18 protein-coding genes are annotated in these 23,407 nt (G+C 74.3%); 5 read left to right on the top strand and 13 right to left on the bottom strand.

Features of this window, described 5'->3' with window-relative positions:
* Positions 1-96: 96 nt before the first annotated feature.
* Positions 97-3,354 carry an AfsR/SARP family transcriptional regulator gene (locus tag ACZ60J_RS17395; protein WP_469682735.1) on the top strand — a complete coding sequence of 1,086 codons (3,258 nt, stop codon included), beginning with the start codon at positions 97-99 and terminating at the stop codon, positions 3,352-3,354.
* A gap of 63 nt (positions 3,355-3,417) precedes the next feature.
* Here the strand turns inward: ACZ60J_RS17395 and ACZ60J_RS17390 are convergent, their stop codons facing one another.
* Entirely contained in the window at positions 3,418-4,356 is a 939-nt protein-coding gene (locus ACZ60J_RS17390) for an alpha/beta fold hydrolase (RefSeq protein WP_469682734.1), read from the bottom strand.
* Between the two features lie 475 nt (positions 4,357-4,831).
* On the bottom strand, positions 4,832-5,524 hold the full coding sequence (locus tag ACZ60J_RS17385) for a metal-dependent transcriptional regulator (protein ID WP_469682733.1): 693 nt from the start codon (positions 5,522-5,524) through the stop codon (positions 4,832-4,834).
* Positions 5,525-5,792: 268 nt separating this feature from the next.
* Between ACZ60J_RS17385 and ACZ60J_RS17380 the strand changes: the two genes are divergently transcribed.
* Positions 5,793-6,548, top strand: coding sequence for an SIS domain-containing protein (locus tag ACZ60J_RS17380; RefSeq protein ID WP_469682732.1), 756 nt, complete (start codon positions 5,793-5,795; stop codon positions 6,546-6,548).
* Positions 6,549-6,582: 34 nt separating this feature from the next.
* Here the strand turns inward: ACZ60J_RS17380 and ACZ60J_RS17375 are convergent, their stop codons facing one another.
* The 3 genes from ACZ60J_RS17375 to pdxH form a co-directional block, all read right to left on the bottom strand.
* Positions 6,583-7,917, bottom strand: coding sequence for a PAS domain-containing protein (locus tag ACZ60J_RS17375; RefSeq protein WP_469682731.1), 1,335 nt, complete (start codon positions 7,915-7,917; stop codon positions 6,583-6,585).
* Positions 7,918-8,036: 119 nt separating this feature from the next.
* Positions 8,037-8,588 (bottom strand): PH domain-containing protein, encoded by a 552-nt coding sequence (locus tag ACZ60J_RS17370; protein WP_469683261.1) that lies wholly within the window; start codon positions 8,586-8,588, stop codon positions 8,037-8,039.
* A gap of 404 nt (positions 8,589-8,992) precedes the next feature.
* A complete protein-coding gene (gene pdxH / locus ACZ60J_RS17365) occupies positions 8,993-9,616 on the bottom strand; it encodes a pyridoxamine 5'-phosphate oxidase (protein ID WP_469683259.1) in 624 nt (207 codons plus the stop codon).
* A 237-nt stretch (positions 9,617-9,853) separates the two neighbouring features.
* On the opposite strand from pdxH, the gene ACZ60J_RS17360 reads away from it, so the two are divergent.
* On the top strand, positions 9,854-10,969 hold the full coding sequence (locus ACZ60J_RS17360; RefSeq protein ID WP_469682730.1) for a citrate synthase 2: 1,116 nt from the start codon (positions 9,854-9,856) through the stop codon (positions 10,967-10,969).
* 103 nt (positions 10,970-11,072) lie between these two features.
* On the opposite strand, the gene ACZ60J_RS17355 is transcribed toward ACZ60J_RS17360, so the two are convergent.
* From ACZ60J_RS17355 to ACZ60J_RS17325, 7 genes are all read right to left on the bottom strand, one after another.
* Positions 11,073-11,693: a TetR/AcrR family transcriptional regulator gene (locus ACZ60J_RS17355; RefSeq protein WP_469682728.1), complete on the bottom strand. Its 621-nt coding sequence runs from the start codon at positions 11,691-11,693 to the stop codon at positions 11,073-11,075.
* Positions 11,690-12,433: an enoyl-CoA hydratase family protein gene (locus ACZ60J_RS17350; protein WP_469682727.1), complete on the bottom strand. Its 744-nt coding sequence runs from the start codon at positions 12,431-12,433 to the stop codon at positions 11,690-11,692. The genes ACZ60J_RS17355 and ACZ60J_RS17350 overlap by 4 nt, the downstream gene beginning before the upstream one ends.
* A 625-nt stretch (positions 12,434-13,058) precedes the next feature.
* Positions 13,059-14,234, bottom strand: coding sequence for an acyl-CoA dehydrogenase family protein (locus ACZ60J_RS17345; protein ID WP_469682725.1), 1,176 nt, complete (start codon positions 14,232-14,234; stop codon positions 13,059-13,061).
* Entirely contained in the window at positions 14,231-16,231 is a 2,001-nt protein-coding gene (locus tag ACZ60J_RS17340) for an acetyl/propionyl/methylcrotonyl-CoA carboxylase subunit alpha (protein WP_469682723.1), read from the bottom strand. The genes ACZ60J_RS17345 and ACZ60J_RS17340 overlap by 4 nt, the downstream gene beginning before the upstream one ends.
* Positions 16,232-16,239: 8 nt before the next feature.
* The gene (locus ACZ60J_RS17335) at positions 16,240-17,838 is read right to left on the bottom strand and encodes an acyl-CoA carboxylase subunit beta (RefSeq protein WP_469682721.1); all 1,599 of its coding nucleotides are present in this window, start codon (positions 17,836-17,838) and stop codon (positions 16,240-16,242) included.
* Entirely contained in the window at positions 17,835-19,589 is a 1,755-nt protein-coding gene (locus ACZ60J_RS17330; protein ID WP_469683257.1) for an acyclic terpene utilization AtuA family protein, read from the bottom strand. Before ACZ60J_RS17330 ends, ACZ60J_RS17335 begins: the two co-directional genes overlap by 4 nt.
* Positions 19,590-19,657: 68 nt before the next feature.
* Entirely contained in the window at positions 19,658-20,473 is an 816-nt protein-coding gene (locus ACZ60J_RS17325) for a TIGR03084 family metal-binding protein (protein WP_469682719.1), read from the bottom strand.
* Positions 20,474-20,795: 322 nt separating this feature from the next.
* On the opposite strand from ACZ60J_RS17325, the gene ACZ60J_RS17320 reads away from it, so the two are divergent.
* Positions 20,796-21,698 (top strand): HAD family hydrolase, encoded by a 903-nt coding sequence (locus ACZ60J_RS17320; protein ID WP_469682717.1) that lies wholly within the window; start codon positions 20,796-20,798, stop codon positions 21,696-21,698.
* Positions 21,699-21,719: 21 nt separating this feature from the next.
* Here the strand turns inward: ACZ60J_RS17320 and ACZ60J_RS17315 are convergent, their stop codons facing one another.
* Positions 21,720-22,229, bottom strand: a complete 510-nt coding sequence (locus tag ACZ60J_RS17315; protein WP_469682715.1) for a hypothetical protein — start codon at positions 22,227-22,229, stop codon at positions 21,720-21,722.
* Positions 22,230-22,315: 86 nt separating this feature from the next.
* Between ACZ60J_RS17315 and ACZ60J_RS17310 the strand changes: the two genes are divergently transcribed.
* The gene (locus ACZ60J_RS17310) at positions 22,316-23,389 is read left to right on the top strand and encodes a helix-turn-helix transcriptional regulator (protein WP_469682713.1); all 1,074 of its coding nucleotides are present in this window, start codon (positions 22,316-22,318) and stop codon (positions 23,387-23,389) included.
* Positions 23,390-23,407: the final 18 nt, after the last annotated feature.

The following is a 23,407-nucleotide window of genomic DNA, read 5'->3' as shown; positions in this document are numbered from 1 at the left end:
TGCGCACGCGTCACGCACGGGCCGCTCACGGCCGCGCACGGGGTCGTACAGGCCTGGTCTGCATGGGGGTTGACGGTCAAGAAGTAACGTTGCGGCATGCGTTTCGAGGTGCTGGGGCCACTGACCGTCCGCACGGACGACGGGACTCCCGTGCCCGTCCGCGAGGCGAAGGTACGGGCCCTGCTCGCGGCCCTCCTCGTACGCGACGGCCGCCCCGTGCCGGTGGACCGGCTGATCGACGACCTGTGGGGCGATGCCGGGGACACCGCCCCCGGCAACCCGGGCAACACCCTCCAGACCAAGGTCTCCCAGCTCCGCCGGGCCCTCGCCGGGGCCGAGGACGGCGCACGCGCCCTGGTCGCCTACGGTCCGGCCGGCTACGCCCTGCGCGCTCCCGCACGGGCCGTGGACGCGGACCGCTTCGCGGAGCTGGCGGCGGCCGCGCGCAAGGAGGCGGAGCCGCGGCCCCGGGCGGAGCTGCTGACCCGGGCGCTCGGGCTGTGGCAGGGGGACGCGTACGCCGACTTCCGGGACGCGGAGTTCACGCAGGCGGCGATCGCCCGGCTGGAGGAGCAGCGGATCACGGCGTACGAGGACCTGGCGGAGGCCCGCCTCGAGCTGGGCGAACACCGCGCGCTGGCCGACGAGTTGACCGGCCCCGCAGCCGCCCATCCGCTGCGCCAGCGGCTGCGCGGCAGCCAGATGCGGGCGCTGTACCGCGCCGGCCGCCAGAGCGAGGCCCTGGCCGTGTACGCGCACCTGCGCACCCTCTTCGCCGAGGAACTCGGCATCGACCCCGGCCCGGAGCTCAGCTCCCTGTACGAAGCCATCCTCCGCCAGGACCCGGCACTGACGGGCCCGGAGACGCCCGGCACGGTGGCGGCGGCCGGCGCCGCCCCGGGCGCCACGGGCCCGGCCGCCGCAGGCGCGGTCGGCGCGGTCGGCGCGGTGGCGGGCGGCGGGGCGGATGCGGGGGCCGGAGCAGCGGGCGTGGGAGGGGGGCGGGGGGCAGGGTTCGGGGGCGGTGCGGGGAAGCTGCCCACCCCGGTCAGCTCCCTCGTGGGGCGCGAGGAGGCCGTCGGCCGGGTGTGTGCGGCGCTCGGTGCCGGGCGGCTGGTGACGCTGTGCGGGCCCGGCGGCGTCGGCAAGACCCGGCTCGCGCTCGCAGCGGCGGCCCGGCTGGAGGCGGCGTACCCCGACGGGGTGTGGTTCGTGGAACTCGCCGGCGCCCACCACACGTCGGTCGCCGAGGCGGTGGCCGCCGCGATCGGGATGCGCGGGGACGACGCGGGCGGCGGCTCCGTGGAGGAGCGGCTCGCCGAGGCGTTGCGGCGGCGGGCGGCCCTGCTCGTACTCGACAACTGCGAACACCTCCTGCCCGCCGCCGCGGCCCTCGCCGACCGGCTCCTGCGCCACGCCCCCGGCCTCCGCGTCCTCGCCACCAGCCAGGAGCCGCTCGCGCTCTCGGGCGAGGTGATCGAGGCCGTCGCCCCGCTCCCGGAGGCCCAGGCCGTGGAACTCTTCGCGGCCCGCGCGGCCGCCGCCTCCCCCGGCTTCGTCCTCGGCCCGAGCACCGCCGAGGCCGTGGCCCTGATCTGCCGCCGGCTGGACGGCATCCCGCTCGCGCTGGAACTCGCCGCGACGCGGGTACGGGTCCTGGGCGTGGAGGCCCTGGCGGAACGGCTGCACGACCGGTTCCGCCTGCTCAACCAGGTGCGCCGCGACGCCCCGGCCCGCCAGCGCACGCTGCGCGCGATGATCGACTGGAGCTGGGGGCTCCTCTCGCCGGCGGAGGCGACGGTGCTGCGCCGACTGTCGGTGTTCGCGGGCGGGTTCACCCTGGAGGCGGCCGAGGCGGTGTGCGCCGACGGGGGCGGGGAAGCCCTGGGCGAGGCCCCCGCCGGCCACGGCATCCCCGGCCATGACGTCCTCGACCTCGTCACGCGGCTCGTGGACTGCTCGCTCGTGGTCGCCGCCTACGGGGACTCCGCGTACGGGGAGTCGCGCCTGCGGCTGCTGGAGTCGGTGGCGGCGTACGGACTGGAGCGGCTCGATGCCGCCGGGGAGACGGCCGCGACCCGGCAGCGGCACGCGGAGTACTACACCGGGTTCGCCGAACGCGCGGCCGGGCGGCTGCACGGGCCCGAGCAGGGCGAGTGGCTGCGGCGGCTCGACCGGGAGCGCCTCAACTCCCGGGCCGCCCTGGAGCACACGGGGGCCGGGGAGTTGGGGCTGCGGCTGGTCGGAGCGCAGTCCTGGTACTGGTTCCTGCGCGGCCGGATCCAGGAGGCCACCGACGCCACCCGGGCGGCGGGCTCCACCACCCTGCACGCCGCCTTCGCCCTGCTCGGCGGCGACGACAGCCACCTGGGCGGCGACTTCTCCGACGCCGACCTGCGGGGACGCTGGCTACTGGCCTACGCCCGGTGCGGCTTCGGCTCCGGCGTACGGGAGGACGAAGTCGCCCTGCTGCCGGCACAGTTCCGCGCCGCCGGCGACCGTTGGGGCGAAGCGGTCGCCCTGCTCACCGTCTCGACGTGGGCCCTCTACGACGGCGACCTGGCGGAACTGCGCCGCAACGCGGAGGCCGCGGCCGCGGTGTTCGCCGAACTCGGCGACCGCTGGGGCCAGTTGCAGGCCTCGGAACAGCTCGGCATCCTCGCCGAGGTCACCGGGGACTACGCGGCCGCGGCCCGGCTCCACGCGGACGGCGTACGGGACGCGCAGGAGCTGGAGCTGTGGACGCACGCCTCCTTCCGGCTGGCCCGGCAGGGCCGCATCGCACTGCTGACCGGCGACCTCGCCCACGCGGCCGCCCTGCACGAGCAGGCCCTGCGGCTGGCGGAGGAGCAATGCCACCGCCCGGCCGAGCAGTTCGCGGCGATCGGGCTCGCCCTGGGCGCGCGGCGCAGCGGGGACCTGGACGCCGCCGAGGCCCGGCTGCGGCCGTGGCTCGACTGGAACCGGCGGCTCGGGGTGGACTCCGGGGCGGCGCTGGTCCTGGCGGAGCTGGGGTACGTCGCGGAGTTGCGGGCCGACCCGGCAGCGGCCGAATCCCTGCACCGGGAGGGCCTCGCGGCGGCCCGCCGCACCGGGGACCCCCGCGCGCTCGCCCTGGCCCTCGAAGGCCTGGCGGGGGTGCTCCCGCCCGCCCGGGCGGCCTCCCTGCTCGGCACGGCGACGGCGCTCCGCGCCTCGGCGGGCACCCCGCGCCCCCGGGCGGAACGCGCCGACACCGACCGGGCAACGGCCCGAGCCCGCGCGGCCCTGGGCCCGGAGGCCTTCGCCACCGCCTTCACGACCGGCGAGGCCCTCCCCCTACCGGCCCAGCTCGCCCTCCTGACGACCCCGTGACCGCCACGGGTCGGGCGCTTCCGGGAGACGCGCCGGCGGCGGTGCCTCGGCTCCGCCGGCCCGTCAAGCCGATGCCTTGACGCCCTCCAGGAACGGTTCCACCGCCGCGCGCCACGCCGTCGGGTGGTCGTAGTGGAGGTAGTGGCCGGCGTCAGGGATCTCGGCGTACTGGCCGGCCGGCAGGACGCGGACCATCTCTTGGGCCTCCGCCCGGCCCAGTTCGCCGTCCAGGCCGCGGACGACCAGCGTCGGGCAGCGGACCTGGGCGAGCTCCTCCCAGTGCGCGTCGTGCACCCACGTTTCCCGCGCGGTCAGCATCTGGCTGCGCGAGAACAGCGGGCGCCAGCCGTCGTCCGCCTGGTGCATGACCTCCGCGAAGAACTCGCCGCGGCCGGGATCCGGGCGCTCCACCCGCGGGTCGTCCTCGCCGAACCAACGCCGCGCGGCGTCCTGCGTGGGGAACGGCAGCGGCCAGTGGCGGAACCATTCCTCCCACTCCTGCTGCGAGGCCTCGCCGAGGGCGGACGCCCGCATGTCGCAGATGACCAGGGACGCTACGAGGTCGGGGCGGCGGGCCGCGAGCTGCCAGGCGGTGAGGGCGCCCATGGAATGGCCGATCAGCGTCACCGGCGCGAGGCCGAGCTGCTCGACGGCCGCTTCGGCGTCGGCCACGAAGGCGTCGCGGCCGTAGGCGACGGAGCTGCCGGGGCCGGAGGTCGGGGGGCGCTCGCTCTGGCCGTGGCCGCGCTGGTCGAGGGCCACGACGCGGCGGCTCGCGCCGAGCCAGCGGGCGGTGCCCGCCCAGTGGAAGGCACGGCCCATCAGGCCGTGCAGTAACAGGGCCGCGGGCTCACCCGCAGGCGCAGGCGCAGGCGAGGGCGCAGGTGAGGGGTCGGGCAGGGGCGGCGACCGATCCGGTTCACGCTCGGCAGCCGCTGCGCAGAACTCCCAGGCCGCCAGGCGTACGCCGTCGGCCCCCGTCACATCGAGGCGTCGTACCACCGCAGATGCACCCCCTTCGCTCCCGGCCACAGTATCGAACCCGTATTCGAAAACGGGGTTCTCGCCGCCAACACCGCTCTTTCGAGTGACCTTGCTCAAGGATTGACCGCCGCTGCCGATGGAGATCCTTTCAACAGGGAGGCGGACCGCTCGGGGAAGACGGTCCGAAGGGATGACCTTGAGAGCTCGGGGCTCCAGGTCAAGCAGGGGAGGACCGGTCCCGGCGCCGTAAGGCGCCGGGACCATCCATACAGATCCGCACCGGTCCACACCGGCCGACACCAGTTGGATTCGCTCGCACTGGCGACCCGATCGAACGCTCGTGCGTCAACCGACCGAACCCTTGCGCGCCGAACCACTGTCCTGTCGAGCCGCCGTCTGTCGAGCCATCGCCCGACGAGCCGTCGTCTGTCGGCCCGCCGTCCATCGACCCGCTATCGACCCGTCGTCGATCGAACCGCCCCCTGCCCGTCCGTCAGCGCTTCGCCACGAACACGTGGGAAGCGATGTCCGAGTCCAGCTCCGCGGCCTCGCCCCCGCTGCCGACCAGCACACCGCCGGGCGACTCGGTCACGCTGACCACCGAACCGGGCTGTACGCCCGCCCGGCGCAGCGTGTACATCAGCTGCGCGTCCGTCTGGATCGGCTCGCCGATCCGGCGGATCACGACGGTCTTGCCCTCCGTGCCCGGATCCAGCTCGGAGAGGCTGACCATGCCCTCCTCCAGGAAGGGATCGGCCTCGGCCTTCTCGCCCAGCTCCTCCAGTCCCGGGATCGGGTTGCCGTACGGCGATTCCGTCGGGTGGCGCAGCAGCTCCAGCACCCGCCGCTCCACCGCCTCGCTCATCACGTGCTCCCAGCGACAGGCCTCGGCGTGCACCTGCTCCCACTCCAGACCGATGACGTCGACGAGCAGGCACTCCGCGAGCCGGTGCTTGCGCATCACGCGCGTCGCCAGCTTGCGCCCCTCGTCGGTCAGCTCCAGGTGTCGGTCGCTGGCGACGGCCACCAGGCCGTCGCGCTCCATCCGCGCCACCGTCTGGCTCACCGTCGGGCCGCTCTGGTCGAGCCGCTCGGCGATGCGGGCGCGCATGGGGACCACACCTTCCTCCTCCAGTTCGAGGATGGTGCGGAGGTACATCTCCGTGGTGTCGATCAGTCCGGACATTCGTGCCCCTCGGATTGCGTGCGCTGGCCCTGCCCCCAATTCTGACCCATCGCGCCGACAACCGTCCCGTGTAGGACGTCAAGGGCCCTTCCGGACGGCCCCGAAACGCCTCCCGCGCCCCTGTGGCCCCCTCTCATTACGTCGCCCACCGGGACTTTCGCCCCGTGGATGGAAGTTCGTATTGACACGCCCTTGGTCCAGACCGCACGGTGAGCGGCGGACACGGACGACAACCTCACCCACTCCCACCCCGGAAGGCATTCGGCGTATGAGCGAGAGCAAGCTGGCCGGTCAGTTCTTCGACGCCGCGATCGGCCTGTTGGAGCGGGTACGGGACGAGGAGTCCGCCCGCATCAACGAGGCCGGGACCGTCATCGCCGACGCCGTGGCCGCCGGGCACAAGCTCTTCGCCTTCGGCGCCGGGCACTCCTCGCTCCCCGCCCAGGACGTGGTCTACCGGGCCGGCGGACTCGCCCTGATGAACTTCCTCGCCGTCCCCGGCACCGCCGGCATCGACGTCATGCCCGCCACCCTCGGCAGCGCCCTGGAGCGCGTCGACGGCCTCGCCGGGGCGGTCCTGGACAGCAGCCCGGCCGGTGACGGCGACGTCCTCGTGATCATCTCCCTCTCCGGGCGCAACGCGCTGCCGGTCGAGATGGCCATGAACGCCCGCGCGATCGGCCTCAAGGTCATCGGCGTCACGTCGGTGGCCTACGCGACCGACACCAAGTCCCGCCACGTCTCCGGGACCTTCCTCAAGGACCACTGCGACATCGTCCTCGACAGCAAGATCGCGGTCGGCGACGCCGAGCTCACCCACGAGGGCATCGAAGCCCCCTTCGCCCCCGCCTCCACCGTCGTGACCAGCGCGATCATGCAGGCCGTCATGGCCGCCGCGGCCGGCGAGCTCGTCTCCCGCGGGGTCGAGCCGCCGCTCCTGCGCTCGGGCAACGTCGACGGCGGCCACGAGTGGAACGGCCGCGTCATGCAGGAGTACGGCGACCGCATCTTCTTCCGCCACTAGACACCTCCCCGCCGGAGTCACCTCCCCGCCGGGGTCATCTCCCCGCCAGGTCCAGGTCGGCCGCGACGCGGGCCGCCACCTCCTCCGCGTACGCCGCGTCCGCGCGCTCGAAGGCGGCCCTGGACGGTCCCCGCAGGAACGTCAGCGTCCCCAGGCTCCGGCCCCTGCTGCGCAGGACCGTGCACAGGGCGTGCGCCGACCCCTCGGGCCAGCGGCGGCTGCCCGCCCACGCCCCGCCCGCCTGCCCGGGCGGGGCACTGGCCCGCACCGACCCGACCCGGTCCAGCGCCTGCAGCGCCGGGTGTCCGGCCGCGTACCGCACCGGGATCGCCCCGGGCTCGGGCAGCCCCGGCAGGCCGGGCGGGGACGCCGCCCAGCGCAGCAGCCGCGCGGGCGCGGATCCGCGTACGGGCTCCCGTACGGGTTCCCGTAGCGGCTCCAGTACGTCCACCAGCGCGTGCTCGGCGAAGCCCGCCAGCGCGAACTCCAGCCGCACCGCCGCCGCCTCGGCCGGGTCCTCGCACTCGGCTGCGGCCCGCCCGGCCCGGTACAGCTGGTGGGAGCGGAACCGCAGCTGCCCCGTGTCCAGCTGCGCCTGGCGGGCCTCGGTGACGTCCTGGAACAGCAGGGCGACCCCGAGCGGTACGGGTTCCTCTGCCAGCGGCGACGCCAGGCGCAGGAACCCGCACCTCCAGCACCGCCGGCGCACGCCCTCGGGGCCCCGTACGGACACCCACAGCTCCGCGGGCGCCGGGGGCGCACCCTCGGCCAGCACGTGCTGCAGGGCCCCCTCCAGCTCCTCCACCCCCTGCGCCAGCAGCTCGCCCAGCGGCCGCCCGAGCAGCGTGGTGCGGCCGGACCCGAAGGCGCGGGCGGCATGGACGTTGACCACGGCCGGGCGCAGGTCCACGTCCACGAGGACGACGCCCCAGGAGGCGTCCTCCATCAGCGCCTCGCTCAGGGCGATGGAACGCTCCAGGTCGATCTGCGCGTGCACCTCGCTGAAGGCGCAGTACACCCCGGCCGGCTTCCCGTCGGCGCCCGGCACCCCGGCGGACTGGGTCCGCACGAGCACCCGCCCGCCGTCCTTGGTCAGCAGCGCGAACTCGTGCACCTGCCGTCCCGGCACGTCCTGGGCGGCCATGAGCCTGTCCATCACGTCCTGCGCGTCGGCGGCCCGAACGGCCCACCCCGCGAACCCCTTGCGCCCCACGGCCTCCCCCGCCGACCACCCGAGGATCCGCTCGGCCTCACGGTTCCAGTGGGTGATCACGCCATCGGCGTCGAACGCGCACAAGGCCGCGTCCATCCCGTCCAGCAGCGCCGCGAGCAGATCGTCGGCGGTCTCTCCACGTCCGGATGCAGTCACCTGGGCCCCCTGCAGGTGTTCGCGTGTGCGGCACGTCACAGCATTGAACTCGAACGTGACGCAGCCCACACCCACTTCCCGCAATCATCCCGGTATGTCCGCCCTCAAGGGTCGTCCAGTCAGCGAAGAAGCACCGCGAGAAGCCCGATGCCCGCAACCGTGGCCGCACCGATCACCGCCTTCGACCCGACCGACCGCCCCCACCACTCCCGCCTCACGGCAGCCCGCGCAATGCGCGGCTCCGCGCCAGGATCCGGCTGCCACCCGGGACCGCGCAGGCCGGCCCACAAGGACCGGATGAGGGCCACTTCGGTACGCACCCCCGCGACCTCCCGGTCGTCCACGCAGGGCAGCATGATCCGCTTGCCGTCGCGCCGGTAGGCACAGACGTGGACACCGGCCACACCGGGGATGGCCCGCGCCCCCTCTGGCCAGGCCTCGGCTCGCACGTCGTGCAGCTCCGTCCACCCCAGCCGCCGCACCCTCAGGAGACTCCGTACGGTGACCCCCCGCTCGTCGAGAACCGTGAACCGGCGGGGCCGGGTGTAGCCGACGAACGCACAGACCACGCCCGTCAGGACCGGCACTCCCACCCGCCACCAGAGCGGCAACTGATCTGCGGTCGCCGACCGCCAGCAGGCTCCCACCCACAGGAGCCCCATCCACGCCATGGCCACGGCCCCCGATCCCGCCCTCGTCCGATACTCACGCGGCAGCGTCCCTTGATCCATGCGCCCCCCAGCCTCGGCAGCCAGAGTAGACAGCCCGGTCCGGAAATCGGTCCCGAAAATCGATCCCGTAATTCGGTTGAGCGCGATCCCTGCGGATGTCTACAGTGACGGCACACGAGAAGGGAGGTGGTTGCCGCAATGTACGGAAACCGGACGCGTGAGGTGGCTGCGGGCTAAAGCGCCCGCTGTCGCACGCACCCAGTGCGGTGCCAGGCGGAGTCGCCGGCGCCAATCCCAAGCAGTCACCCGACCCGCGAGCTCGCCGGCACGTCCGGCCGGCTTCCCCCACTGCAGGGGGGAAACCCGAGCTCGCGGGTCGTCTGCGTGTACGGGCCCCTACGGGGTCACGGGCAGAGGCGTTCCACGCGCCAGGTGCCGGCCTCCAGGACGTAGCGGAGGCGGTCGTGGAGGCGGTTCTCGTGGCCCTGCCAGAATTCCACCGCGTCGGGAACCACCCGGATGCCGCCCCACTGCGGGGGAACCGGAACCTGTTCGCCCTCCGGGTAGCGGGCCTCCAGTTCCGCGTAGCGGCGGTCCAGTTCCGCGCGGGAGGCGATCACCGTGGACTGTTCGCTGGCCCAGGCGCCCAGCTGGGAGCCGTGGGGGCGGGAGCGGAAGTACGCCGCCGTCTCGTCCCGGCCGATGCGCGAGGCCGTGCCCGTGACGATGACCTGGCGGGCGATCGGGTGCCAGGGGAAGAGCAGGGACGCGGCGGGGTTGGCGGCCAGTTCGCGGCCCTTGCGGGAGCCGTAGTTCGTGAAGAAGACGAAGCCGCGGTCGTCGAACTGCTTCAGGAGGACCGTGCGCGTACTGGGCCGGCCGTCGGGGGTCGCGGTCGCGACGACCATCGCGTTAGGTTCGAAGACGTTCGCCTCCGCCGCGTCCCGGAACCAGCGCGCGAACTGGCCCATGGGCTCATCGGCGAGGCTCTCCTCGACGACGAGCTGGGAGCGGTACTGCTTGCGCATGTCGGCAGGGTCAAGGTGCTGATCGGTCACGCCGCCATCCTGCCGCAGCACGGCGTCCGCGACTGTGCCGTATGTCACGCTTCCCCGGGCCAAGCGGAACGGACAAAATCTTGGGGCCGGTCCGACGGTCCCGAACGGATGACCATCGGCCGTGCCGGGCATCAACGGGGATGACCGCGCCGGACCGCGAATCACGCCGGGAGCCGCGCGTGTTCGCACTATTTGAGGAGCCGCCTGATGTCCGACTTCGTACCCGGTCTCGAGGGAGTCGTCGCGTTCGAAACGGAGATCGCCGAACCCGACAAGGAAGGTGGGTCGCTGCGCTACCGGGGCGTCGACATCGAAGACCTCGTGGGCCACGTCTCCTTCGGAAACGTCTGGGGCCTGCTGGTCGACGGTGCCTTCAACCCCGGCCTGCCGGCCGCCGAGCCCTTCCCGATCCCGGTGCACTCCGGTGACATCCGGGTCGACGTGCAGTCCGCGCTCGCCATGCTCGCCCCCGTCTGGGGTCTGAAACCGCTGCTCGACATCGACGAGCAGACCGCTCGTGACGACCTGGCACGGGCGGCCGTGATGGCGCTGTCGTACGTGGCCCAGTCCGCGCGCGGCCAGGGCCGGCCGATGGTCCCGCAGAGCGAGATCGACAAGGCCGAGTCCGTCGTCGAGCGGTTCATGATCCGCTGGCGGGGCGAGCCCGACCCGCGCCACGTCAAGGCCGTCGACGCCTACTGGACCTCCGCCGCCGAGCACGGCATGAACGCGTCCACGTTCACCGCGCGCGTCATCGCCTCGACGGGCGCCGATGTCGCGGCCGCCCTGTCCGGCGCGGTCGGCGCGATGTCCGGGCCGCTGCACGGCGGGGCGCCCTCGCGCGTCCTCGGCATGATCGAGGAGATCGAGCGCACCGGCGACGCCGTGGCGTACGTGAAGAAGGCCCTGGACAAGGGCGAGCGGCTGATGGGCTTCGGGCACCGCGTCTACCGCGCCGAGGACCCGCGCGCCCGCGTGCTGCGGCGTACGGCCAAGGAGCTGGACGCCCCGCGCTACGAGGTGGCCGCCGCACTGGAGAAGGCCGCCCTGGAGGAGCTGCACGCGCGCCGCCCCGACCGGGTGCTCGCGACGAACGTGGAGTTCTGGGCCGCGATCATGCTGGACTTCGCGGAGGTTCCGGCGCACATGTTCACCTCGATGTTCACGTGTGCCCGTACCGCCGGCTGGTCCGCGCACATCCTGGAGCAGAAGCGCACGGGCCGCCTGGTCCGCCCCTCGGCCCGCTACACCGGGCCGGGCGTGCGCAACCCGCGCGAGATCGAGGGGTACTCCGGCATCACGGACATCGCCTCCACCGCCTGAGCGGACGACCTCGCCGGCCGCCCCCGCACAGGGCCGCCGCCGTGACCACGGGCGCCGCATCCCCTCGGGGGTGCGGCGCCCGTCGCGTTGCGGGGGTTGTGGCTCAGCCCAGTTCCGAGTCCAGGATCCGGGCCCACTGGGCGACCACCCGCGCCCGGCGGGCGGTGTCGTCGGTGAGGACGTTGGCCAGGCCCAGGCCGCGGGCCATGTCGAGCAGGCCCTGCACGGTCTCCCGTACGCCCGGGACGGACTCGTCCGCGCCCAGCAGCTCCACGGCCATGCGGTGCGTCTCGCGGCCCACGCGGGCCTCCAGCTCGGCCACCCGGGGGCGCAGCTGCTCCTCGTGGGAGGCCGCAACCCAGAGCTGGAGGGCGGCACGGAACATCGGGCCGGTGTACAGGTCGATGAGCGCCCCGACGACTTCCGCGCGGGGCGCCGCGGTGCCGCCCTGCGGGAACAGGTCCAGCAGGGCGGTGGAGCGTTCCTCGGCCATGTACTCGACGGCCGCCGTGAACAGTTCCTCGCGGGTGCGGAAGTGGTGCTGGGCCGCCCCGCGCGAGACGCCCGCGCGCTCCGCGACCACGGCGACCGTGGATCCGGCCCAGCCCTGCTCGGCGAGGCAGGAGACGGCCGCTTCCAGGAGGTGGCGGCGGGTGACCCGGCTGCGGGCCTGCTTGGGGGCGGTCGGGCCCGTCTGGTCCGTCGGGCCGGATTCCGTGGTCACCGGAGCCATGACGGGTCCCGTCGCTCGAAGCGGGCGCTGATGCCCTCGCGGGCCTCGGCGGAGGCGAAGTGCCGGGCGGACAGCTCCGTGAGGGCGGATCCGTCCCGCTCCAGAGCGGCCCGTACCGGCGCGGTGACCAGCTGCTTCGTCGCGGCCAGCGCCTCGGGGCCGGCCTTGAGGAGGCCTTCCAGGACGGGGGCGAGCACCTTGTCGACGTCGGCGTCCGGCGCGTGGAGGGTGAGCAGGCCGATGCGGGTGGCCTCGGCGGCGTCGAAGACCTCGGCGGTCAGGAAGTAGCGGGCCGCGGCGCGGGGGTCCAGGCGCGGGAGCAGCGGCGCGGAGATCACGGCCGGGACGACGCCGAGGTGCGTCTCGGTGAAGGCGTACGTGGACGCCGGCCCGGCGGCGGCGATGTCGCAGACGCCGAGCAGCCCGAGGCCGCCCGCGCGGACGTGGCCGGTGATGCGGGCGACGACGGGCTTGGGCAGTTCGGCGATCTCGCGGAGCAGGGCCAGGAAGTCCGCGGGGTCGCAGGGGGACTTGAGGTCGGCGCCGGCGCAGAAGGTGGTGCCGGTGTGGGTGAGGACCACGGCCCGGGTGGCGGGGTCCGCCGCGGCGGTGGCCAGGGCCGTACGGAGTTCCTCGACCAGGGTGGCGGAGAGGGCGTTGCGGTTGGCCGGGGAGTCGAGGGTGAGGGTGGTGAGACCGGGCGTTCGCGCGGCGTGGACCAGTGGGGGCATGTCTCCTCCGGAGGGGGTGGTCGGTCGGTCGGAAACCCCTCCGGGGAGGGTATGCGGGCCGCCTGCGGCGAGCTCCGCTGGGCTGGCCCTGCCCGGCCCCGCGGGGGGGCGCGGGGGGCTGGCCCTGCCCGGCCCTGCGGGGGCGTGCCCTGCGGCGGAGTGCCCGCGGAGCCGTGCCCTGCGGCGGAGTGCCCGCGGAGCCGTGCGCTGCGGGGGCGTGCCCCGCGGAGCCGCGCCCCGCGAGGCCGCGCCCCGCGGGGCGAAGTCCCCTACCCGCCCTTCGCCCGTTCCCCGGGCTCCGCCCGGACCCCTCCTGGGGCTCCGCCCCGGACCCCCGCGCCTCAAACGCTGGCGAGGCTGAAGTTGCCCTGCGGGCAATCCAGCCCCCTCCGGCACAACCCAGCCCCTCCGGCGTTTGAGGAGCGGGGGTCCGGGGGCTGGCCCCCGGCGACGGCGCCGCACGCGGCAACGGGGTCCGGGCAGAGCCCGGGGAACGGTGGAAGGGTGGGTAGGGGACAGCCCCCGCAGGGCTCCCCGGCCACCGCCGGGCGGAGTCCGGCGCAGCGGGGCGAAGCCCAGGAGGCCCGCCAGGGCCGAGTGGTGCGAGTTCCGCGTCAAAAGGGGGTCAGTAGGACTTGGGCAGGCCCAGGGTCTGGTGGGAGATGAAGTTGAGGATCATCTCGCGGCTGACCGGGGCGATCCTCGCCACCCGGGAGGCGACGATCAGCGCGGCCAGGCCGTACTCGCGGGTGAGGCCGTTGCCGCCCAGGGTGTGGACGGACTGGTCCACCGCACGGACGCAGGCCTCCCCCGCGGCGTACTTCGCCATGTTCGCGGCCTCTCCCGCACCCATGTCGTCGCCGGCGTCGTAGAGGTGGGCCGCCTTCTGCATCATCAGGCGGGCCATTTCGAGCTCGATGTGCGCGGCCGCCAGGGGGTGGGCTATCGCCTGGTGGGCCCCGATGGGGGCCTTCCAGACCTGCCGGGTCTTCGCGTAGTCGACGGCCCGGGAGAGCGCGTAGCGGCCCATGCCGATGGCGAAGGCGGCGGTCATGACGCGCTCGGGGTTGAGGCCCGCGAAGAGCTGGAGCAGACCCGCGTCCTCGTCCCCGACCAGCGCGGAGGAGGGGAGGCGTACGTCGTCCAGGACCAGCTCGAACTGCTTCTCCGCCGCCTGGAGTTCCATGTCGATGGGGGTGTACGCGAAGCCGGGCGTCTCGCGGGGGACGATGAACAGGCAGGGCTTGAGGCTGCCCGTCCGGGCGTCTTCCGTGCGGCCGACGATGAGGGTGGCGTCGGCGATGTCGACGCCGGAGATGAAGACCTTGCGTCCGGTGAGGACCCAGTCGTCGCCGTCGCGCCGGGCGGTGGTGGTGATGCGGTGGGAGTTGGAGCCGGCGTCGGGTTCGGTGATGCCGAAGGCCATGGTGCGGGTGCCGTCGGCGAGCCCGGGGAGCCAGGCCCGCTTCTGGTCCTCGGTGCCGAAGCGGGCGATGACCGTGCCGCAGATGGCGGGCGAGACGACCATCATGAGGAGCGGGCAGCCCGCGGCGCCGAGTTCCTCCAGGACGATGGAGAGTTCGGCGATGCCGCCGCCCCCGCCGCCGTACTCCTCGGGGAGGTTGACCCCGAGGTACCCGAGCTTGGCCGCGTCCGCCCACAGTTCGTCGGGGTGGCCGCCCTCCCGGGCGGTGCGGGCGAGGTACTCGCGCCCGTACTTGCGGCCGAGGGCGGCGACCGCCGCGCGCAGGGCCTGGTGTTCTTCGGATTCCAGTGGGGTGGTGCCGGGGGTGGAGCTCATGCTTCCTCCTGGACTACGGCGAGCAGGGCGCCGAATTCGACCTGTTGGCCGGTGACGGCGTGGAGCGCGGTGAGCGTGCCGGAGGCGGGCGCGAGGATGCGGTGTTCCATCTTCATCGCCTCCAGCCAGAGCAGGGGCTGCCCGGCGGTGACGGGGCTGCCGGGGGCGAGGCCCTCGGCGACCCGGACGACGGTGCCGGGCATGGGGGCGAGCAGGGAGCCCGGTTCGGTGCGGTCCTGGGGGTCCTCGAACCGGGGGACGGGGGTCAGGGCGTGGGCTCCGAGCACGGAGTCCACGTAGGACGTGTTCGATTTACGTTTCACGTGGAACAGCCGCCGGACGCCGTCCACTTCGAGGGCCACCAGGTGGCGCGCGGCGGACAGGACCCGGACACCGGGGTGGTCGAGGAGCTCCGGGGGGCCGCTGCGGGCCGGGTGGTAGCGGACCTCGTACGCCGTCCCGGCAGCCGTGTAGCTCCGGCTCTGCGGCTGCGAGCGGAGGTTGCGCCAGCCGCCGAGGCGGGTGGCGAGGGGGGCCTCCGGATCGGGGGCCGCCTCGGCGAGGGCGGCGGCGAGCGCGCAGAGCGCGGGAGCCGGGTCGTCCGGGGCCGTCTCGGTGAGGGCAGTCAGGTGGCGCTCGTAGAACCCGGTGTCGAGCCGGGCCGCGGCGAACTCCGGGTGCCGCAGGGAGCGTACGAGGAGCTCACGGTTGGTGGTCGGCCCGTGGATCCGGGCTCCGGCGAGGGCGTGGGCCAGGGCGCGGACCGCCTCGGCGCGGGTCGGCGCATGGGCGACGACCTTGGCCAGCATGGCGTCGTAGTGGACGGAGACGGTGTCCCCGTCGGTGAAACCGGTGTCCACCCGGACCGTGGAGGGGACGTCGAGGGTGTGCAGGACGCCGGTCTGCGGACGCCAGTCGAGGGCCGGGTCCTCGGCGTAGAGGCGGGCCTCGACGGCGTGTCCGGCGGGCGCGGGCGGCTGCAGGGGCAGGGCGGCGCCCTCGGCGATCCTCAGTTGCAGGGCGACCAGGTCGATCCCGAAGACCGCTTCGGTGACGGGGTGTTCCACCTGGAGGCGGGTGTTCATCTCCAGGAAGTACGGGCGGCCCTCGGCGGTGACGAGGAACTCCACCGTCCCCGCGCCCTCGTACGAGACCGCGCGGGCGGCGGCCACGGCAGCCTCGTGGAGGGCGCTGCGCAGGGCCTCGGGGAGGCCGGGCGCGGGGGCTTCCTCGATGACCTTCTGGTGGCGCCGCTGGAGGGAGCAGTCGCGGGTGCCGAGCGCCCAGACGGTGCCGTGGGAGTCGGCGAGGATCTGCACCTCGACGTGGCGGCCGCGCTCCACGTAGGGCTCGGCGAACACCTCTCCGTCGCCGAACGCGGACAGGGCCTCGGCGGAGGCGGCTTCGAGGGATTCCTTGAGGGAGTCGAGGTCGCGGACCACCCGCATCCCGCGGCCGCCGCCGCCCGCGGCGGCCTTGAGGAGCAGCGGCAGGTCGGCGGCGGTGGCCGCGTGCGGGTCGACGGGGTCGAGCAGCGGGACCCCGGCGGCGCGCATCAGCTCCTTGGCCCGGGTCTTGGAGGCCATGGCCTCCATGGCCTCGGGCGGCGGGCCGACCCAGGTGAGCCCGGCGGCGCGGACATCGCGGGCGAAGTCGGCGTTCTCGGAGAGGAACCCGTAGCCGGGGTGGACGGCATCGGCGCCCGCCGCGAGGGCGGCCGCGATGACCAGGTCGCCGCGCAGGTAGGTGTCGGCGGGGGCCGCGCCGGGCAGCCGTACGGCCGCGTCGGCGGTGCGGACGTGCAGGGCGTCGGCGTCGGGGTCGGAGTGGACGGCGACGGTGGCCAGGCCCAGCGCGCGGGCCGTGCGGAAGACGCGGACGGCGATCTCGCCGCGGTTGGCGACCAGGAGGGAGGTGAGGGGGGTGGTCGGGGGTGTGGTCTGGGGGGTCGTCTGAGGGGTCGTCTGGGGGCTGGTCTGGGGGGTGTTCACAGTCATGTGCGGGCTCACATCCGGAAGACGCCGAAGCCGCCACGGGCGCCCTCGACGGGGGCGTTGTGGACGGCCGACAGGCACAGGCCGAGGACGGTCCGGGTGTCGCGCGGGTCGATGACCCCGTCGTCGTACAGCCGTCCCGACAGGAACATGGGCAGGGACTCGGACTCGATCTGCGCCTCCACGAAGGCGCGCATGCCGGCGTCGGCCTCTTCGTCGTAGGGCTGCCCCTTCGCCGCGGCGGACTGGCGGGAGACGATCGAGAGCACGCCGGCGAGCTGGGCGGGGCCCATGACGGCGGACTTGGCGCTGGGCCAGGCGAAGAGGAAGCGGGGCTCGTAGGCGCGGCCGCACATGCCGTAGTGGCCGGCACCGTAGCTGGCGCCGATCAGGACGGAGAGGTGGGGGACCTTCGAGTTCGAGACCGCGTTGATCATCATCGAGCCGTGCTTGATGATGCCGCCCTGCTCGTACTCCTTGCCGACCATGTAGCCGGTGGTGTTGTGGAGGAAGAGGAGCGGGATGTCGCGCTGGTTGGCGAGCTGGATGAACTGGGCCGCCTTCTGCGATTCCGCGCTGAACAGCACCCCTTGGGCATTGGCGAGGATGCCGACCGGATAGCCGTGCAGGCTCGCCCAGCCGGTGACCAGGCTGGTGCCGTAGAGGGGCTTGAACTCGTCGAAGTCGGAGGCGTCGACGATCCGGGCGATGACCTCGCGGGGGTCGAAGGGGGTCTTGAGGTCGGCGGGGACGATCCCGAGGAGCTCCTCCGGGTCGTGGAGGGGCTCCTCGGCGCGGGCCGGATCGGGTTGGGCCTTGCGGTGGTTGAGGCGGGCGACGACCCGGCGGGCCTGGCGGATGGCGTCGTGCTCGTCGAGGGCGTAGTAGTCGGCGAGGCCGGAGGTCCGGGCGTGCATGTCGGCTCCGCCGAGGGACTCGTCGTCGCTCTCCTCGCCGGTGGCCATCTTGACGAGCGGCGGACCTCCCAGGAACACCTTGGAACGGTCCTTGATCATGATGGTGTGGTCCGACATGCCGGGGATGTACGCGCCTCCGGCGGTGGAGTTGCCGAACACGACGGCGATGGTGGGGATGCCGTCGGCCGAGAGCCGGGTGAGGTCGCGGAAGATGGCGCCGCCCGGGATGAAGATCTCCTTCTGGGAGGGGAGATCGGCGCCGCCGGACTCGACGAGGCTGATGCAGGGGAGCCTGTTCTGCCGGGCGATCTCGTTGGCCCGCAGGGCCTTCTTGAGCGTCCAGGGGTTGGAGGCGCCGCCGCGCACGGTGGGGTCGTTGGCGGTGACCAGGCATTCGACGCCCTCGACGGTGCCGATGCCGGTGACCATGGAAGCGCCGACCGGGTAGTCGCTGCCCCAGGCGGCGAGCGGGGACAGCTCCAGGAACGGGGTGTCCGGATCGAGCAGCAGCTCGACGCGCTCCCGGGCGAGGAGCTTGCCGCGGGTCCTGTGGCGGGCGGTGTACTTCTCGCCGCCGCCGGCGAGGGCGGTGGCGTGCGCGGCGTCGAGCTCGGCGAGGCGTTCCAGGGCGGCGGTACGGGCCTGCGCGTGCTCGGGGGCGAGCGGGTCGACGGCGCTCTTGAGGCGGGTCACGGGGTCCCCTCCGGGGCGGTGGTGGGTACGGGGTTCTCCGCGGGCGGCGACGGGGCGGCGGGCGGTGCCGCGGGCGGGTCCGGCAGGGCCGCGGAGGGCTCCGCGGGCGGGTCCAGCAGGGCTGCGGGGATGTCCATGTGGCGGGAGCGGAGCCATTCGCCCAGGGCCTTGGCCTGGGGGTCGAAGCGGTGGCCCGAGGCCACGCCGGCGCCGAGGATCCGGGCGACGGTGAAGTTGAGGGAGCGGAGGTTGGGGAGCTCGTGGCGGGTCACCTCCAGGGAGGCGGTCTCGGGGAGCAGCGCCTTGAAGGTGTCGACGGTGAGGGTGCGGCGGAGCCACTCCCAGACGGGGTCGCTCTCGGCCCACACGCCGACGTTGGCGTCGCCGCCCTTGTCGCCGCTGCGGGCCCCCACCAGCAGGCCCAGCGGCACCCGCCGGGTGGGGACGGCGGCCCCTGCGGGGCTTTCCCCCACCCCGCCCCTTCCCGAAACCGGGGGCTGCGCCCCCGGACCCCCGTGGCGGGGCTCCGCCCCGGCTCGGGGGTCCGGGTCGATCCGGAGCCTCGTGCCGTCCGGGAGGACCGCCGTGTGGGGGACCGTCGCGGCGGGGACGGCGGTCGACTCGAAGACCCCGTACGGCTGGGCCGGGGACGGCGGGGCCGTGACGTGGAAGCCCGGGTAGCTGGCGAGCGCGAGCTCGATCGCCGCCGAGGTCAGGCCGCGGCCCACCCGGTCGGGCGACGGGTCCCTGACGACCAGCCGGAGCAGCGCGCTCGCGGTCTCCTCCGTCTCCGCGTCCTCGTGGTCCGTACGGGACAGCGTCCAGGAGACCGACTCCACCGGCGCGAGCAGCGCGGCCAGCTGCTCCCGCACCAGCGCCGCCTTCGCGTCCACGTCCAGGCCGGTCAGGACGAAGACGACCTCGTTGCGCCAGCCCCCGATGCGGGTCACTCCCACCTTGAGGGTCGCGGGCGGGGCCTCCCCCCGGGTCCCCGAGACCGCCACCCGGTCCGGGCCGGCCTGTGTCAGCCGGACCGTGTCCAGGCGGGCCGTCACGTCGGGGCCGAGGTAGCGGACTCCCTGGGTTTCGTAGAGGAGTTGCGCCGTGACCGTACCGGTGGAGACGACTCCGCCCGTGCCCGCGTGCTTGGTGATGACCGACGAGCCGTCCGAGGAGATCTCCGCCAGCGGGAAGCCCGGGCGGGACACGTCGTGGCGGGTGAAGAAGGCGTAGTTGCCGCCCGTGGCCTGGGTCCCGCACTCCAGTACGTGGCCCGCCACCACCGCCCCGGCCAGCCGGTCGTGGTCGTCCGGCGCCCAGTCGAACCACCATGCCGCGGGCCCGCTCACCAGCGCCGCGTCCGTGACCCGGCCGGTCACCACCACGTCCGCGCCCGCCCGCAGGCAGGCCGTGATCCCGGCGCCGCCGAGGTAGGCGTTCGCGGTGAGGGCGCCCTCGCCGTACGGCATCAGGTCGTCGCCCTCCACGTGCGCGACCGCGACGGGCACGGACAGCTTCGCGGCCAGCGCGCGGACCGCTCCGGCGAGTCCCGCCGGGTTCAGGCCGCCCGCGTTCACGACGAGCCGTACGCCCCGCTCGTGGGCGAGGCCCAGGCACTCCTCCAGCTGCCGCAGGAAGGTTTTGGCGTAGCCGAGTTCCGGGTTCTTCAGGCGGTCGCGGCCGAGGATCAGCATGGTCAGCTCGGCCAGGTAGTCCCCGGTCAGCACGTCGAGGGGGCCGTCCGTCAGCATCTCGCGCAGGGCGTCGAAGCGGTCCCCGTAGAAGCCCGACGCGTTCCCGATCAGCAGCGGGCGCCGGGTCACCGGGAGGCCCCCGGCTCGCGGCCCGGGCCCGCCGGACCCGCGAAGGCCTGGGCGATGCCGAGCCAGCGGTCGGCGTCGGGGCCGGACGCCTTCAGGGCCAGGTCGTCGCGGTGGGCGCGCTGGGTCACCAGCAGGCAGAAGTCGAGCGCCGGGCCGGTGATCCGCTGCGGCGCGTCCTCGGGGCCGTACGTCCACACCTCGGCGGGGGCTCCCGGCACGGTCAGCTCCACCCGGAACTCCCCCGCCGGCGCCTCCAGTCCCCGTACCGCGTACGCGTAGTCGCGCGCCCGCACCCCGATCCGCGCCACGTGCCGCAGCCGGGCCGTCGGTACGCGGCGCACGCCGAGCGCGTCGGCGACGTCCTGGCCGTGCGCCCAGGTCTCCATCAGGCGGGCGCTCGCCATCGACGCGGCCTTCATCGGCGGCCCGTACCAGGGGAACCTGGCGTCGGGCGAGGCCGCGGCCAGGGCCCCGTCGAGCGCGGCACGACCCTCGCGCCAGCGGGCGAGCAGCTCGGCGGGAGCCAGCGCCGCGCCCTCCTCCGCACCCGCGTCGACGAAGGACTCGGGGGCCTTCAGGGCCTCCTCGACCAGCCCCGCGAAGGCGGTGGCATCGGTGAGGGCGAGCAGGGAGGCCCGGTCGGTCCAGTGCAGGTGGGCGATCTGGTGGGCGAGGCTCCAGCCCGGTGCGGGTGTGGGCTTCGCCCAGTCGGGAGCGGGCAACTCCCCGACCAGGGAGTCGAGCTCCCGGCCCTCCTCGCGGAGATCGGCGAAGACGGCGAAGGCGTTCTCGACAGCGGACGGATCGGGCACGGGTGCGCTCCCCTTCTCGGCGTGAGGGGAAGCGTGGCAGCCGCGGCCAAAACAATCAAGCGTGCTTGCATTTATTTTTTGGACGCGAACGGGGCTGGAGCGCAAGGGACTTGCCCCGAATCCCCCCTGCCCGGACGGGCGGGGCCGGGGCCCGGCGGGCGGCGGCAGAGGCCGGGACCGGGGCCGAGGGCAGGGTCAGAGCCGGAGCTGAGGCCAGGTCCAGGACCGGGGCCTACTCCGGCGCCGGGCCGGGGCCGGGACCTGAACTGGGGCCGGGGGCGAGGGTTGCGCCGGGCGCTTGACCGCGGCGAGGATCCACGCCGTGGGCGAGCGCGAGAGCGGGGACATGAGCGGCAGCACCGGCGGCACGGGCAGCGATGAGGGCGACAGCCTGCGCGGGGGCATCCGCCGGGACGCAGGCAACGACAGGGGCAAGGCTGCGGACGGGGCCGTGGGTGGCCCTGCCCTCCGTGGCGGTGTGGATGGCGGGCGGGGCGGGCTTGCGGGGGTCGTCGGAGGGGTGATGTTCGACTTCTCCGGGACGCTCTTCCGTGTCGAGCCCACCGCGGACTGGCTGCGTGCGGTCGTGGCGGACGCCGGGATCGACCTGCCCGAGGCCGAACTCGCCTCCCTGGCCGCCCTGCTCGAAGAGGCGGGCGCGCTGCCGGGCGGGGCGTCGCCGCGGCGGGTGCCGGCCCGGCTGGAGCCGTTGTGGCGCGAGCGGGACCTGAGTCCCGAGCAGCACCGGGCCGCCTACACCGCCCTCACCCGCCAGGTGCCGCTGCCCTCTCCGGAGCTGGCCGACGCCCTGTACGAGCGGCACTGGACCCCCGCGGCCTGGCGGCCCTACCCCGATACCGCGGCCACGCTCGCCGCTCTGCACGAACGGGGCGTTCCCGTCGCCGTCGTCAGCAACATCGGCTGGGACCTGCGCCCCGTCTTCCGCGCCCACGGGGTCGACCGGTTCGTCGACGCGTACGTGCTCTCCTTCGAGCACGGAGTCCAGAAGCCCGACCCCCGCCTCTTCCGGATCGCCTGCGAGGCGCTCGGGGCGGAGCCCGCGGACGTGCTCATGGTCGGGGACGACGCCGTCGCGGACGCGGGGGCCGCGGCGCTGGGGTGCCCGGTCCGGCTGGTCGAGCACCTGCCCGTCGAGCAGCGGCCGGACGCCCTGAGCGCAGCGCTCGGGCAGGTCGGTCAGATCGGTCAGATCGGGCTTCTCTGACGTGGCGGCCGACGGACGGAGTCAGGCGGTGGTGCCGGCCGCCTCCGCCCGGCGGGTGAAGTCCATCGTCCAGTTGTGGACCCAGCTCTCGCCCCCGTCCGCCGAGAAGAACTGCTCCCAGCGCGGGGAGCCCGTCTCCGTCCCCGACCACACGAACCGCACCAGGACGGCCTTGCCCTCGTAGGTGTCCTCACCTTCGAAGACGCCCGTGCCCGACGCCGCGTCGAAGCGTCCGGTGACGGGCGGGTAGAGCGTTCCGGTCCGGCGGCTGGCCCAGTTCAGGGTCCACTGCTCGCGCTCGGGGTCGTAGAGGCGCAGGGTCAGGCCCGCGAACCCCTTCGTCGGGAACTCGATCTCGTCGAAGCTCGCGGCGCCGTCGAAGTGGCGGCCGGCCCGGGACACCCCCGGGAACGCCTCCCAGCCGCTGTCCGGATCCAGGAAGTCGGCGAGCCACCGGTTGGCGACGTCCCAGGTGCCGACGAGGAAGTCGAAGCCGAGGTCGGAGTCGGAGTCGGAGTCGAGGTTGTTCATGTGCGGTCTCCCAACCATGCTGCTCTGTGCGCTGATGGGGGAACCGTAGGAGCAGTTCACTGACATCCTGTGGCAGTGAAGTGCACGTGAAGTCCAGCCGACTGCTCTCGATCCTGCTCCTGCTCCAGACCCGGGGCCGGATGACCGCCGCCGAGCTCGCCGGGGAGCTGGAGGTGTCGGTCCGTACGGTCTACCGCGACGCGGAGGCGCTGGCCGCCGCCGGCGTCCCGCTGTACGGGGATGCCGGACACAGCGGCGGCTACCAGCTCCTCGACGGCTACCGCACCCGCCTGACCGGTCTGGCCGCGGGCGAGGCCGAGGCCCTCTTCCTCACCTCCCTGCCCGGTCCGGCCTCCGAACTCGGCCTCGGCCGGGCCCTGTCCACCGCCCAGCTGAAGCTGCGCGCCGCCCTGCCCGCGGAGCTGCGTGCGCAGGCCGACCGGATGCGGCTGCGGTTCCACCTGGACGCGCCCGGCTGGTACGCGGAGCACGAGGAGACCCCGCACCTGGCGCGGGTCGCCGACGCGGTGTGGCGGGGGCGGGTCGTCGAGGTCCGCTACCGGCGCTGGAAGGCACCCCACGAGGTGGACCGGCGACTGGCCCCGTACGGGCTGGTCCTGAAGGCGGGCCGCTGGTACCTGGTCGCGGCCCGCGCGGACGGCGCAGCCGGAACGGACGGCGCAGCCGGCTCGGCCGGACCCGCCGGACCCGATACGGCCGCCGGCCCCCCGTACACCTACCGGGTGGACCAGATCCTCGCGGTGCGCGAGACCGGCGAGGAGTGCGTGCTCCCGGACGGCTTCGAGCTGGCCTCCCACTGGCAGCGCACCCAGGCGGAGTTCCACGAGCGGCTGTACCCGGAGGAGGTGGAGGTACGGGTCTCCGCGCGGGCCGCCGCCCGGCTGACCGGCGCCCAGGCCAGGGCCCTGGCCGCCACCGGAACCCCGGACGCCGAACTGCCCGGCTGGACCAGGGCGGTACTGCCGATCGAGTCCCAGGACCACGCGGAGGCGCAGTTCCTGCAGCTCGGCGCGGAGGCCGAGGTACTGGCCCCACCGGCCCTGCGCCGGCGCATCGGAGCGGCGGCCGCCGCTACGGCGGCGCGCTACGGGGCAGCGGGGACGGGCGCCGCGGCGGGGCGCACGAACAGGAGCGGGTGAGCCCTTCCCTCCGGCGCG

It is taken from the genome of Streptomyces sp. NPDC104226 (genome assembly GCF_055584085.1).
The sequence above is the reverse complement of the archived record's forward strand: the minus strand, read 5'-3'. Positions and strand labels throughout refer to the sequence as shown.